Genomic DNA, 14,548 nt, shown 5'->3' with positions numbered 1-14,548 from the left:
TTTAAAAAAAATAGAACAGATGAAAAATAATATTTTTGCAAATAGTTTTGCCATCTTAATTTTGGTTTTGATATCCTCTTGTAGTGAAGACTTTCTTAACGAAGAGCCTGTAGGTACAGTAAACGAGGTGACACTTGTTAGTGAGGAAGGTATAAATGGGTTGCTTATAGGAGCTTATTCTTTAATTGACGGATATTCTAGCAATGGTAGTCCAAATGGTGGTACGGGAGAAGCTTCTGGAACGAATTGGATTTGGGGAGATGTGCCTTCTGATGATATGCATAGAGGAGATACTAACGGAGGTTGGTCTCAAATTAATGACATAGAACGATACGAGGTACAATCCGATAATGAATGGTTGAGTGGTGCCTGGGGTATTAATTACGATGGAGTGGCACGCTCTAATGATGTTTTACGTGTTTTGGGTACGGCTGGAGATGTAATATCAGCTGAAATGACTGACCAAATTGAAGCTGAAGCTAAATTTTTACGTGCATGGTTTCATTTTCAACTAAGAATTAAATTTGAAAAGGTTCCATATATCACCGAAGATGTTGATGCGGTTTTGGTTAAGAATGATAGAGAAATTTGGGATGATATAGAAGATGATCTTCAATTTGGAATTGATCATTTAGACTCAGCACCATCCGAAGTTGGTAGAGCTTCACAGTGGGCAGCAAAGGCATTGAAAGCCAGAGTTCATTTGTTTCAGAGCGAATTTGCAGAAGCAAAACCACTTTTAGATAATATTATTGAAGAGGGTCCTTTTCAATTAGAACCTCATTTTTACAATAATTTTGATGAAGAACATCAAAATAATGGTGAGAGTATTTTTGAAATTCAATATTCTGTAAACGACGGAGCAGGTGTACATAATTCCGGCGTTGATCACCAGACTTTGTATCCAAATGTTGAAGGGCTGGGCTATTCTTATAGTGCACCTTCTTTTGATCTTTTCAATGCCTATAAGGTAGAAGATAATGGTCTTCCATTGTTAGATAGTTTTCAGGACGACCTTCTTTTAGAAGATTACCAAGTTTCAGATACAGAAGAATTTACACCAACCAGTCAATTGTTAGATCCTAGGGTTGATTGGACTATTGGAAGAAGAGGTATCCCATTTTTGGATTGGGGACCAATGAGTGGAAGCGATTGGATGTCTGATCAATTGAACATGGGACCTTTTATGAATAAGAAGAACATGTTTTATAAGCGTAATAGAGGTGTAATTTCCACTGAGTCTGGTTATTGGGCTCCAGGTGTAAATGGTAACAATTTCAGGTTGTTAAGGCTTGGTCACGTGTTACTATGGAGAGCGGAGGTTGCAGTAGAGGAAAATGATTTACCTACAGCTGTTGCATTGGTAAATCAGATAAGACAGAGAGCGGCTGATGATATTGTAATGGGTAAAGTATCCAATACTACTTTTGAAGAAGGTAATCCTATCATAGTAGATGACTCAGAACCTGCAGCAAACTATAAATTAGGACTCTACGATTCTTTTCCTAGTGTAGAATATGCTCGGATGGCGGTAAGGCACGAAATGAGATTAGAATTTGCACTTGAAGGAATGCGTTTCTATGACCTAGTAAGATGGGGAATTGCAGATAGCACTTTAAACAATTATTTGTCTAGCGAATTGAAGGATAATAAGCTACCATGGTTATCTGGCAGTTCTTTTACTTCTGGCAAAAATAACTATTGGCCAATACCACAAGTACAATTAGACCTTCAGCCAGGCGTGTTAACTCAGAACTCTTCGCTTTAAAATATGAAGTGAAGGATTGAAAAAATGATTAAACTGGAAGAAAGTTAAAGAACTGATGAGACAAGATGAATTAGAAGTTTCATCACTTAATATATATGATCGGGAGTTTTTAAATCGAATCAGTATATATATGGAAGAGAACATGTCTGATGATACCTATTGGGTAGATGATTTGTCTTATGACATGAATACGAGTAGGTCTACTTTTTTTAGAAAATTAAAAAAGCTTACTGGGTATGCTCCCAAAGATTATATGAGAAATATGAGATTGACAAGAGCCGCTGAATTATTAGAAAACGGACAGTTGCGTATAGCAGAAGTGAGTTATCAAGTGGGGTTTAGCGACCCTAATTATTTTAGCAAATGTTTCAGAAGGTTTTATGGTACTTCACCATCTGATTATAGTGTTTTAAGCAGTGCCAGCTAGTAGAGAAAATTCATATATTTAAATTTATATCAAGTAACTGATAATCATGAACAAATACTCCCAATTTTTAATAGTAGCAGCAGTGCTGGTTTCGGCCTGTAATTCTCCTAAAACATCTAATGAAATGAAATCTACCAATGACTGTGATGATAAGGTGACATTTACTCCAGAGCAAATTGATCACCTCGGTATTACCGATACCAATCATTTGAGCGCAGCTTCAAAAAGAGCATTAAAGTGGCCAACGGATCTAGGTAACGAATGGTTCATTCAGTTTGGTCCGCTTCAACCTTTAAAAGGAGATTTGGCTTATGAGGAAGGTGTCGTTCGTCGTGATCCTAGTGCCATTATCAAAGAGAACGGAAAGTACTATGTATGGTATACAAGAAGTACTGGGCCCACTCAAGGTTTTGGAGGAGATATAGAAACTGAAAAGGTATTTCCTTGGGATCGTTGCGATATTTGGTATGCTACTTCAGAAGATGGCTGGACGTGGAAAGAAGAAGGGCCAGCGGTTACTCGTGGTGAGAAAGGTGCCTATGATGATCGTTCTGTTTTTACGGTTGAAATCATGAAATGGGAAGATAAATATTACCTATGCTACCAAACCGTTAAATCTCCATATAACGTCCGTGTAAAAAATCAGGTTGGTTTAGCATGGGCTGACTCTCCCAACGGACCTTGGACAAAGAGTGAAGAGCCAATTTTGAGTCCTGCGGACAATGGTATATGGAAGGGCGAAGAGCAAAACCGTCACTTAGTTGAAAAGAAAGGCGATTTTGACAGTCATAAAGTTCACGACCCTTGTATTCTACCATATAATGGAAAATTCTATTTGTACTACAAAGGAGAGCAAATGGGTGAGGAAATCACTTTTGGAGGAAGACAAATTCGTCATGGTGTTGCCATTGCGGATAATCCTAAGGGGCCTTATGTGAAATCACCATATAACCCAATAAGTAATAGTGGTCATGAAATTTGTGTTTGGCCTTATGATGGTGGTATAGCGGCATTGATTACTACGGATGGTCCTGAGAAGAATACAATTCAATGGGCTCCAGATGGTATTAATTTCGATATCAAGTCTGTTATCCCTGGGGTTAATGCTCATGCTATTGGTTTAAATAGAACTGCGGATGTTGAAAAAGAACCGACGGAAATTTTAAGATGGGGCTTAACACATGTATACAATAGTGGCGATTACCAAAGTATAATGCGGTTTTCGTCTGAGAGAAAAACATCTCATGTGGCAAAAGGTGAGAAAAAATAATAGAGAAATATAGTTAATGAAAGCAACAGTTTACAAAGGAAACAAAACGTTTTCTGTAATAGAGAAGGAGATTGAGCAGCCTGCAAAAGGTGATGTAAGAATAAAGGTAGCCTATTCCGGTGTATGTGGTACGGATGTGCACATTTATCATGGTATGATGGATAAAAGGGTAGAGATGCCTCAAACTATTGGCCATGAAATGTCCGGTGTCATTGATGCTGTCGGAGAGGGGGTTGAAGGTTACGAAGTTGGAGACAAGGTTGTGGTTCGCCCACTGGATGACCGTAAGGTTAAAGCTTCCGATAAAGGGTTCAATCATATCTGTGAAGAATTAAAATTCATTGGTATTGATAGTCCAGGTTCAATGCAACAATATTGGAACGTGCCATCTTTTGTTCTTCATAAGCTAAAGGCTGAAACCGATTTAAAACTGGCGGCTTTAATAGAGCCATTATCGGTTGCCACACACGATGTTCGCAGAAGCGGATTGGTTGCAGGTGAGACTGCCGTTGTTCTAGGTGGTGGACCTATAGGTCTTTTGGTAGCTATGGTGGCCAAAGATGTAGGTGCAAATGTTATTATTTCGGAAGTAAACGAAAAGCGTATTGCCAAAGCTGAATCTATGGGGTTACATGCTGTAAACCCAATGAAAGTGGATTTAGTAGAATACGTAAAAGAGAAAACGGATAACCGTCGTGCAGATGTGGTTTTTGAAGTAGCTGGCGTACAACCTGCTTTAGATATTATGTGCGAAGTAGCCGGTATTCGTGGTAGAATATTAATGGTAGCTATTCACGGGGAAAAGAAACCAGTAGATCTTTTTAAATTTTTCTGGAAAGAGCTGAGCTTAATTGGTGCTCGTGTGTACGAGAAGGAAGATTATGAGAAGTCAATTGAATTGATTACGGCTAACGAACTTCCTTTTGAGGACATGATTACGGACGTACAACCGTTGACCAAAATTCAACAAGTTTTTGAAAACATAGATAATAATCCAGATGGTATGAAGGTACTAATGGATTGTCAACAATAATAAAGAGAAATAACGCATAAGGAAATGAGCATATTAAATCAATTTAGCCTAAAAGGTAAAACCGCTTTGGTAACGGGTTGCAAAAGAGGAATTGGAAAAGCTATGGCAGTTGCCTTAGCGGAAGCTGGTGCGGATATCATTGGGGTCAGTGCTTCTTTGGAGAAGCATGGTAGCATGGTAGAGCAAGAAGTTGAAGCTACAGGTAGAAAGTTTAAAGCCTATACTTGCGATTTTGGGAATAGGGAGGCATTGTACGAATTCATTAAGGAAGTGAAAGGCGACTTTCCAAAAATCGATATTTTGGTAAATAATGCAGGGACAATCCTAAGAGCTCCAGCGGTTGAGCACTCAGATGAATATTGGGATAAGGTAATTGAAATCAACCAAACGGCACAATTTGTATTAACGCGTGAAATTGGTAAGGAAATGGTAGCTCGTGGTGAGGGTAAAATTATTTTCACGGCTTCATTGTTGACCTTCCAAGGAGGTATTACCGTACCAGGTTATGCAGCAAGTAAAGGAGCTATTGGTCAAATGACAATGGCGTTTGCAAATGAGTGGGCCGGAAAAGGAGTAAATGTAAATGCAATTGCTCCCGGTTACATCAGTACGGATAATACGGAAGCCTTAAGAAATGACCCAGATAGATCAGCATCTATCCTATCTAGGATACCGGCGGGAAGATGGGGTAAACCTGAAGATTTTGCAGGACCTATCGTGTTTTTAAGTTCAGATGCGGCGGCTTATATGAGTGGTGTTACCATGTTGGTAGACGGCGGTTGGATGGGTAGATAAGTATCTTAAGACTGAGTAAAAAAATCCAATAAATAAATACTGAAAAATGAAATTGCCAAGACAGGTATTCTTGTTCTTAGTGTCCTTTTTTGCGCTTATAAATGGCTGGGCACAAGACAAACCAAACATTATTTTTATACTATCTGATGATGCGGGTTATGCTGATTTTGGCTTTCAGGGAAGCAAAGATTTTCAAACTCCTGAACTTGATAAATTGGCAAAAAATGGGGTTCGATTTACTCAGGCGTATGTTTCTGCGGCCGTTTGTGGACCATCGCGCGCCGGACTTTTGACAGGAAAATATCAGCAGAAATTTGGGTTCGAAGAGAACAACGTTCCCGGTCTTATGAGTAAAAACGGAATTACCGGAGATGATATGGGGCTTCCGCTGGACCAGAAGACAATGGCGGATTATCTCAAAGAACAAGGTTATAAAACGGCGGTATTTGGAAAATGGCATCAAGGTAATGCAGACCGTTTTCATCCTACCAAAAGAGGTTTTGATGAGTTTTATGGCTTCCGTGGTGGCGCAAGAAGTTATATGCCTTATGGAAATGAAAATAAACTTCGTCGGGACGAAGATAGACTTGAACGTGGTTTTGAGAATTATAAAGAACATGACGGATATCTGACGGATGAATTAGCAGAAGAGGCCAACTCGTTTATGGATAGAAACCAAAAGAATCCATTTTTCATTTATCTGGCTTTCAATGCGGTACATACACCAATGGAAGCAATAGAAGAGGATTTAAAGAAAGTGAATGGCCTGAGCGGGAAACGGAAAACTTTAGCAGCTATGGCTATTGCAATGGATAGAGCATGTGGGAAAGTTTTGGACCATATTAAAGAACTAGGCCTGGAAAAGAACACACTTATAGTTTTTACCAATGACAATGGTGGGCCTTCGGATTCTAATGAATCATTAAATGACCCGTTAAGCGGTACAAAAGCAAACCACTTAGAAGGGGGGATACGCGTTCCTTTCTTGATGTCATGGCCCGGTATATTAAAATCAAATACAGTCTATGAAAACCCAGTAAGTACATTAGACCTTTTACCAACTTTTGTTACTGCCGCAGGCGGGGATGTTAGTAATGTGGAAGGTTTGGATGGAGTAGATCTACTGCCTTATTTAAAAGAAAAAAAGGCCGGTATACCCCATACAACATTGTATTGGAAAAAAGAGAACAGAGGAGCCGTTAGGCATAACGATTGGAAATTGGTTCGTTTTCCTGATCGTCCCGCAGAGTTGTACAACATAAAGGAAGATATTTCAGAAGTGAACGATTTGGCTTCGGCACATCCAGAGAAGGTTCGTGAGCTATACAAAATGCTTTTTGACTGGGAACTTACATTAGAAAGACCGCTTTGGGAATTAGAAAGAAGATTTGAAGGCAAAGCAGCTACAAGAATGGATACATATAGAAAACATAAATAAAATAAGAACATGTCAGCAATTAAAGAATACCAACTATTTATTGACGGAAAATGGGTAACATCTACATCGGGTGAGACCATAGATATTGTAAACCCAACTACAGAAGAAGTTGTGGCAAGGGTACAGAACGGAACTGTAGAGGAGGCTCAACAAGCTTTGGATGCAGCTGAAAAGGCGCAAAAAGAATGGAAAAAATTACCTGCTCGTTCCCGTGCTGATTTGCTATATAAATTGGCAGATGAAATAAAGGCAAATTCAGATTTCTTAGCGGAACTTTTGGTTAAGGAACAAGGTAAATTGCTCAAAGTGGCCAAAGGGGAAGTCGCGGTGACGGCTTCATTTATTGAGTACGCTTGTGAAGGTGCAAGAAGAATTGAAGGAGATATTATTCCTTCGGATAACCCTAATGAGCAAATCTGGATTCAAAAAATACCACGCGGTGTTGTTGTGGCTATTACAGCCTGGAATTTTCCATTGGCTTTGGCAGGTCGTAAATTAGGTCCTGCTTTGGTAGCTGGAAATACAATCGTTATTAAACCGACTTCCGAAACACCTTTAGCAACGCTAGAGTTGGGTAATTTGGCTAAGAAAGTTGGTATTCCAGACGGGGTTATCAATATTTTAACCGGTCCAGGAAGAGCCATGGGTAATACCCTTGTTGAGAGTCCTATCACAAAAATGGTGACCATGACAGGGTCTACGCCAGTAGGTCAATCTATTGCAAGGGCTGCTGCTCAGAATCTTACGCATGTACAATTAGAACTTGGAGGAAAAGCTCCTTTTATCGTTTTTGAAGACGCTGATATTGATGCGGCGGTTGATTCGGCCTTGCATTCCCGTTTTGATAACTGTGGTCAGGTTTGTACCTGTAATGAAAGAATGTATGTACATGAAGGAATTTATGATACGTTCATGGAGAAGTTCATTGCTAAAACTAAAGCCCTAAAGGTGGGGGATCCAATGTTGGAAGATACAGATATGGGGCCTAAGGTAAATGCTTCGGAACTAAAACATATGGAGCATTTGGTGGCGGTTAGCTTGGAAGAGGGCGCAACACTTGCTACGGGTGGTAAAAAACCCGAAGGCAGTTCATTTGAAAAAGGATTTTGGTTTGAGCCAACGGTTCTGACCAATGTAACGCAAGACATGACTATTGTTCATGAAGAGTCTTTTGGGCCTATTCTTCCTGTTTTAAAATTCAAAACTTTTGAAGAAGTGGTTGGGTATGCCAATGACTGTGAATACGGACTTGCAGCTATGATTTTTACCAACGATATGAGTACAATCATGAAATGTAATGATGAGTTGGAGTATGGAGAAATCTATGTAAACCGTGGTCATGGAGAACAGCATCAAGGATTCCACAATGGCTACAAGTTAAGTGGTTCCGGTGGTGAGGATGGTAAGTACGGCTTTGAGCAGTACATGGAGAAAAAGACGTTTTACATTAGACACAAAGCTTAAATGAGTACACGTATAAAATCGGTTGATTGTAAGTTGTTCAGGGTTCCGTTGCCGGAAGTCATGAACGATGCCAAACATGGAGACCATACGCATTTTGAACTGGTTACTTCCACTATTACTTTAGAAGATGGGAGTACAGGAACTGGTTATACCTATACAGGCGGGAAAGGCGGAAATGCCATAAAGGCAATGGTAGACCACGATATTGCGCCGGCTTTAATTGGTAAGGATGGTACAGATGTAGAAGGTATCTATGATTTCTTAGAGTGGCATATGCATTATGTGGGCCGCGGCGGTATTGTATCTTTTGCGGTTTCTACAATTGATATTGCCCTATGGGACATTCGTTGTAAAAAAGCAGAAAAACCGTTATGGCAAATGGCCGGTGGAGCTGGTAAAACCTGTAAAGCATATTGTGGCGGAATAGATTTACAATTTCCTATTCCAAAACTTTTGAAGAATATGGAAGGTTATTTGGCCGCTGGTTTTAATGCGGTTAAAATAAAAATAGGACGGGAAAACCTGGATGAGGATATAGAACGCATTAAGGCCGTTCGTGAATTTATTGGTCCGGATGTAACTTTCATGGTCGATGCCAATTATTCCATGACCGTTGAAAAAGCTATAAAAGCGATTAACAGGTTCCGGGAATATGACATTACTTGGTTTGAAGAACCTATCATACCGGATAACTACATGGGTTTTGCCCAGATTTCAGATGCTACGGATTTCCCGTTGGCCATGGGCGAAAATTTACATACCATTCATGAGTTTGAATATGCCATGGATCAGGCAAAATTATCTTTTGTTCAACCGGATGCTTCCAATTGCGGGGGTGTAACCGGTTGGTTGGAAGCGGCAAGATTAGCCGATAAACATGGTATTCCGGCTTGTTCGCACGGTATGCAGGAGCTGCACGTAAGTTTGGTATCCGCACAGCCTAATTCGGGTTGGTTAGAGGTACATAGTTTTCCTATTGATCAATATACCAAAAGGCCTTTGGTGGTGGAAAATCATCTTGCCGTTGCGCCGGATACACCTGGTGTAGGCGTTGAGTTCGATTGGAAAAAACTTGCACCTTATCAGTCTAAATAGAACATCAAACAAGAACATTTTAAATGCAAATGATAATGAGAACAGATCAAACGGATTTTGGTGTACTGAATGGTGAAACTATTCAACAGTATACTTTGGAAAATGATAATGGAGTTCGAGTAAAAATCTCCAACTATGGGGCTACAATTACCTCTATTTTAGTGCCGAACAAAGAAGGTAAAGCCGAAGAAATCGTTTGTGGTTTTGATACTTTTGAAGGCTATTTTTCTGATGCTTATAAAGCAAATGCCCCCTATTTTGGAGGAACCGTAGGTCGTTATTGTTCGCAAATTAAGGATGCTAAATTTTCTTTGAAGGGAAAGGATTATGAACTGGCAAAAATTGTTGGTAATAATAATCTTCACGGTGGTAAAGTGGGCTTCGACAAAAAAATATGGAAAGTAAGTTCGTTTTCAAACGAGTTAGCTAACATTCAAATGGAACTTACAAGTCTTCATTTAGAAGAAGGTTTTCCTGGAAATATTACGGTTCAAGTGACCTTTACATTAACAAATGACAATGAACTTAAAATACGATATGGCGCAATAACCGACCAAGACACGCCTTTCACCATTACAAATCACTCGTATTTTAATCTTTCTGGTTTTGCTGAAAATGTAGAGGGTCACTCCGTAATGGTAAACTCGGATACCAAACAAATTTGGGATGAAACCGGTGCAGCAACAGGTGAGAATGTTTCTGTTGCGGGCAAAACCGATGATTTGCGTACGGCAAAGACCATAAAAGAAGTACATGATGCCATGGGCGACGGTTTTGAGCACTTTTACCTCTTTGAAGATAAAGGATTTGAACTGGGTAAAGTGGCCGAAATATCCGAGCCTAAGAGTGGGCGTTCTATGGAAGTTTTTACTACGGAGCCCGGCATGTTATTGTATACGGGTAAATATACTTCTGATGAACTAAAGCGGGAATCCGGCTTGCAGTACGGCAAATTCCGCGGATTTTGTTGTGAAACCCACCGCTATCCTAATGGACCGAATATTGCCACTGCTCCCCAGAGCATTCTAAAAGTTGGCGAAGTTTATAACAGTACTACTATTTTTAAATTCAACTGGTAAATCAATAAAGTCAGGTGGGCCGGTAGTGGTTGACTTGACTTCAATTAAATATTTAAGTTATGACCGAAGGAGTTTTATGGGCGATTTTCGCCGGATTGATGTTGGGCCTTTATGCCCTTCCTGAAAAATTTACAAAGGGGTTCAAGTATGAAAATACGTGGAGTCTCTTTTTTCTCCTGACTATGTTCGTGGTGCCCATTATAGCATCAGTGACTCTTATTCAGGGTTTTGGTGAAATTTTTGGTAATATGCCAACCGATATTTGGATTAAAATGGGACTTACCAGTTTCCTTTGGGGAATAGGCGTTATGATGTGGAGTAAAGCCATAAATCATATAGGACTTTCCTTAGGTTTTTCAATATTTATTGGAACTATAATTTTAGTAGGTTCCCTTTTACCGTTCATAGAAGATGGTTTACCGCCATCTAATGTATTAACCTTCATTTTAGTCGGTATTTTGGTGGTCTTGCTTGGGGTAATATTGAACGGAAAGGCAGGTCTTACCCGAGAAAAGGACGAGAAAAAAATCGCCACGGAAAAAGGAGGTTCCAATAAAGGTTCTATGGTAACAGGTATTATGATTGCTGTTGTTGGAGGTCTTTTGGCTACCGGTTTCAGTTATGCCAATGCCGCAGGAAGACCATATTTGCACGAGGCAAGCATAGCACAGGGCAATGCCGATTGGATAACGGCAGTAGCTGTTATGTTTCCTATTTTCTTAAGTGGGGGTATCGTTATGACTGCTTACTTCTTGTGGCAGTTAAATGCCAAAAAAGCATGGGGAGATTTCAAAACGCCAGCTTTTGGAAAGAATCTATTTCTTATTCTGATCATGGCCGTTTTTCATTATGCTGCCTCAGCTCTTTTTGCATATGCTGCATTTAAACTTGGTGCATCCGGAAATACTGTTGGGTATGCAATTTTTAATACAGCTTCTGTTGCTACGGCAATTGTAAGTGGTTTGGTAACTAAGGAATGGATAAGCGCTTCGCCAAAAGCTAGAAACCTATTATATGGTGGATTGGGTTGTATGATTGCAGGAATTGTAATTGTGGCTTATGCGAACGGATTAGGTTAATGCCGGCTCTCCATCAAAAATAAAGTTAGTTTGTTTTAGTAGTAAGCCCGATTGTTATAAGCTTTTCAATTGGGCTTTTTTGATTCATATGGTAAATATAGAGTTATGAAAAAATATCTTTTGTTTTTTACACTGATTGGTTCCGTGCTAACTTCTTGCACGAATGATAAACGGGCTAAAACAGAATTAACACAAGTATCTACTGATTTCAATCACGATTGGCAGTTTCAGTTGGTAGACACCACTGGGAACTCCGCCAACTGGAAAAACGTAAGACTTCCACATGATTGGAGTGTTGAAGCTTCTTTTGACTCCATAAATGGCGAAGGGGCTACTGGGTATCTTCCCGGAGGTACAGGGTTGTATCGTAAAAAATTCCCATTAAGACTACAAGAGAATGAAAATGCATATATATTGTTTGATGGGGTTTATAATAACTCGGAAGTTGTTTTGAACGGAGAAAAGGTCGGTGCTCATCCGTATGGATATTCTCCATTTTATTTTAACATTTCACCTTATTTGAATTCGGAAAAAGACTCGAATTTAATCGAGGTTAAGGTTGATAGAACCCGTTATGCCGACAGCCGTTGGTACACGGGTTCAGGAATATATCGAGATGTAAAACTTTTGGTCAAAAACAAATTGCACATTCCTGTTTGGGGCGTGTTCATTACGACTCCTAAAATAGATGAAAATAGGGCAGAAGTTTCTGTAGCAATTAATATCCAGAACGATTTTTCAGAGAATAAAAACGCTGAAATACAAACTGATATTTATGATAGAGAAGGGAAAAAAGTCAATGAACAAACAAATACATTTTCCATTGCCGGAAATACGAAGACTTCACATCAACAGTCCGTATCTATTGAAAACGCTAATCTATGGAGCGTTGAAAATCCCTATTTATACAAAGCCATTACCTCAATCGTGCAAGACGGAAAAATTATTGATCAACAGGAAACAACCTTTGGTGTTCGATCCATCCGTTTTGATGCTGATGAAGGGTTTTTCCTTAACGGTGAAAATATGAAAATAAAAGGAGTTTGCCTGCACCATGACGGAGGATTGGTAGGTGCTGCAGTTCCTGATGATGTTTGGAGAAGACGCTTGGCCAAGCTAAAAGAAGCGGGTTGTAATGCGATTAGAATTTCGCATAATCCCGGTTCCCAAGCATTTTTAGATTTGTGCGATGAGATGGGCTTTCTGGTACAGGATGAGTTTTTTGATGAGTGGGACAATCCCAAGGACAAAAGAAAGAACATGAATGAACAAAGTGTAGACTACGTTACTCGTGGTTATACGGAGCACTTTCAAGAATGGGCAGAAAAAGATTTAAAAAACACCGTATTGGCGCACCGAAACCATCCAAGTATTATACAGTGGAGCATCGGTAACGAGATAGAGTGGACCTATCCAAGAAATGCAGATGCCACGGGTTTCTTTAACAACATGGGATGGCAGGGCAATTACTTCTTTTCCGAGCCACCGTTTTCCGTAGAGCAGATAAATGAAAAATTGAATACTTTGCCCAAGGGAAAATACGATATAGGTGAAACGGCTCACAAGTTGGCAAAATGGACCAAGGAATTGGACACTACACGCTATGTAACTGCTAATTGCATTCTACCTTCGGCTAGCCATTTATCGGGTTATGCAGACGCGTTGGATGTTGTGGGTTATAGTTACCGACGGGTAATTTATGATTACGGACACAAAAATTATCCGAACAAGGTAATCATGGGAACAGAAAATCTTCCGCAGTGGCATGAGTGGAAAGCGGTGATGGAACGTCCGTTTATTTCCGGGCTCTTTTTGTGGACGGGAATTGATTATATGGGTGAGTCTAACGGAGGCTGGCCAAAAAAAGGCACGAATAGTGGATTACTGAATTCAGCAGGTTTCGAAAAGACTTCATACCATATGATGAAAACGCTTTGGAGCGATGAGCCTCATTTATATATTACTACACAGTCTTTGGATAAATCAATTTTTAAGTTAAACAGTGTAGGAGAACCCATAGAAAAGAAAAAAGACGCTTGGAAACAGGCATTGTGGTTTTGGCATGAAAGCAATGAATACTGGAATTATGATGTCAATGAACCTACCGTTGTAGAGGTATATTCAAATTGTGAAGAAGTGGAACTCTTTTTAAACGATGCTTCGCTAGGGAGAAAAAAGCTAGCGGATTTTGACGACCATATCTATAAATGGTCCGTTCCGTTTACTGAGGGAGAATTAAAGGCTGAAGGTTATATTGATGGAAAAAAAGTAGATGCAATTGCTCAATTGAAAACAGCCGAAGAACCTCATGCCGTTCAACTTTCAGTGGACAAAAGTGAATTGTCTACCAATGCCTATGATGTGGCCCATATAGTGGCTCAAATTGTAGATATAGAAGGTAATCCGGTAAGACACCTCAATTCAGAAATTATTTTTACTGTTCATGGTGATGTAAGGCTACTTGGGGTTGATAATGGTTCGGAAAGAAATGTTCAGGATTTTCAGTCCAACAAAATTGTAACTGATCAGGGTAGGGTACTTTTAATAGTGCAATCAAACTCTCAGGCAGATAAAGTAACTATTTCCGCTGCTTCCGAAGGTTTGAAAGCAGGTGAAATTACGTTGAATGTAAATGCTATTTAAGGTTGACTATTTTTTGCAGGGTATTTCCAAATGAAATAGTTTTTTTTCATTACAAATTGTAAATCGTTCATTTTGTAAATGGATTTATGAGAAGTACAGAAAATGTTTTAATAGTCAAGACATCCATAAGTAGAAGCTATATCATACGGTCTTCTACTCCTAGCTAAGTAGCCGTGGCGTTCATAAGTAAAGCGTATTGGTCAAAGTATTTAAAAATTAATCTGATTAAAGTAAACTAGTTGAGTTAGTTGTTTGAAAACTGCAGCAGGTTCTTTTGACCTGTTGCCGTTTCTTTTTTATTAATCCATTGAGCAATTGTGTTTTAAAACTAAACTTATTTTACGCTAAACGATAATAATTGTTATCTTGACACTTTTAAAATCAGAAATTCATTTTTTTTCTGATTTTGTTTTTTTTATTGAAATAACCTGCAAAATTTATTTATAAATAATTAACT

The 14,548-nt window shown here is 39.3% G+C and carries 11 protein-coding genes; all 11 read left to right on the top strand.

From position 1 onward, the window contains the following. Positions 1 to 19 precede the first annotated feature (19 nt). The 11 genes from IWC72_RS18155 to IWC72_RS18105 all read left to right on the top strand — a co-directional run bounded on the left by IWC72_RS18155 (position 20) and on the right by IWC72_RS18105 (position 14,091). Complete coding sequence (locus IWC72_RS18155) at positions 20 to 1,768, top strand: RagB/SusD family nutrient uptake outer membrane protein (protein ID WP_194530766.1); 1,749 nt, start codon at positions 20 to 22, stop codon at positions 1,766 to 1,768. Positions 1,769 to 1,823: 55 nt separating this feature from the next. Beyond that, on the top strand, positions 1,824 to 2,195 hold the full coding sequence (locus tag IWC72_RS18150) for a helix-turn-helix domain-containing protein (protein ID WP_194530765.1): 372 nt from the start codon (positions 1,824 to 1,826) through the stop codon (positions 2,193 to 2,195). Positions 2,196 to 2,319: 124 nt separating this feature from the next. Continuing rightward, positions 2,320 to 3,465 (top strand): glycoside hydrolase family 117 protein, encoded by a 1,146-nt coding sequence (locus IWC72_RS18145; RefSeq protein WP_394370076.1) that lies wholly within the window; start codon positions 2,320 to 2,322, stop codon positions 3,463 to 3,465. 16 nt (positions 3,466 to 3,481) lie between these two features. Beyond that, positions 3,482 to 4,498: a zinc-dependent alcohol dehydrogenase gene (locus tag IWC72_RS18140; RefSeq protein WP_194530764.1), complete on the top strand. Its 1,017-nt coding sequence runs from the start codon at positions 3,482 to 3,484 to the stop codon at positions 4,496 to 4,498. 30 nt (positions 4,499 to 4,528) lie between these two features. Then, entirely contained in the window at positions 4,529 to 5,293 is a 765-nt protein-coding gene (locus tag IWC72_RS18135) for an SDR family NAD(P)-dependent oxidoreductase (RefSeq protein WP_194531190.1), read from the top strand. Between the two features lie 46 nt (positions 5,294 to 5,339). Then, positions 5,340 to 6,731 (top strand): sulfatase, encoded by a 1,392-nt coding sequence (locus IWC72_RS18130; RefSeq protein WP_194530763.1) that lies wholly within the window; start codon positions 5,340 to 5,342, stop codon positions 6,729 to 6,731. Between the two features lie 9 nt (positions 6,732 to 6,740). Continuing rightward, positions 6,741 to 8,195: an aldehyde dehydrogenase gene (aldA, locus tag IWC72_RS18125; RefSeq protein ID WP_226968085.1), complete on the top strand. Its 1,455-nt coding sequence runs from the start codon at positions 6,741 to 6,743 to the stop codon at positions 8,193 to 8,195. Beyond that, positions 8,196 to 9,290, top strand: coding sequence for a mandelate racemase/muconate lactonizing enzyme family protein (locus IWC72_RS18120; protein WP_194530762.1), 1,095 nt, complete (start codon positions 8,196 to 8,198; stop codon positions 9,288 to 9,290). Between the two features lie 35 nt (positions 9,291 to 9,325). Further along, positions 9,326 to 10,369, top strand: coding sequence for an aldose epimerase family protein (locus IWC72_RS18115; RefSeq protein ID WP_194530761.1), 1,044 nt, complete (start codon positions 9,326 to 9,328; stop codon positions 10,367 to 10,369). Positions 10,370 to 10,428: 59 nt separating this feature from the next. Next, on the top strand, positions 10,429 to 11,448 hold the full coding sequence (locus IWC72_RS18110) for an L-rhamnose/proton symporter RhaT (RefSeq protein ID WP_194527586.1): 1,020 nt from the start codon (positions 10,429 to 10,431) through the stop codon (positions 11,446 to 11,448). A gap of 105 nt (positions 11,449 to 11,553) precedes the next feature. Then, a complete protein-coding gene (locus IWC72_RS18105; protein WP_194530760.1) occupies positions 11,554 to 14,091 on the top strand; it encodes a glycoside hydrolase family 2 TIM barrel-domain containing protein in 2,538 nt (845 codons plus the stop codon). Positions 14,092 to 14,548 lie beyond the last annotated feature (457 nt).

It is taken from the genome of Zobellia roscoffensis, assembly GCF_015330165.1.
Classification (GTDB): domain Bacteria; phylum Bacteroidota; class Bacteroidia; order Flavobacteriales; family Flavobacteriaceae; genus Zobellia; species Zobellia roscoffensis.
This window is presented reverse-complemented; position numbering and strand designations above follow the sequence as displayed.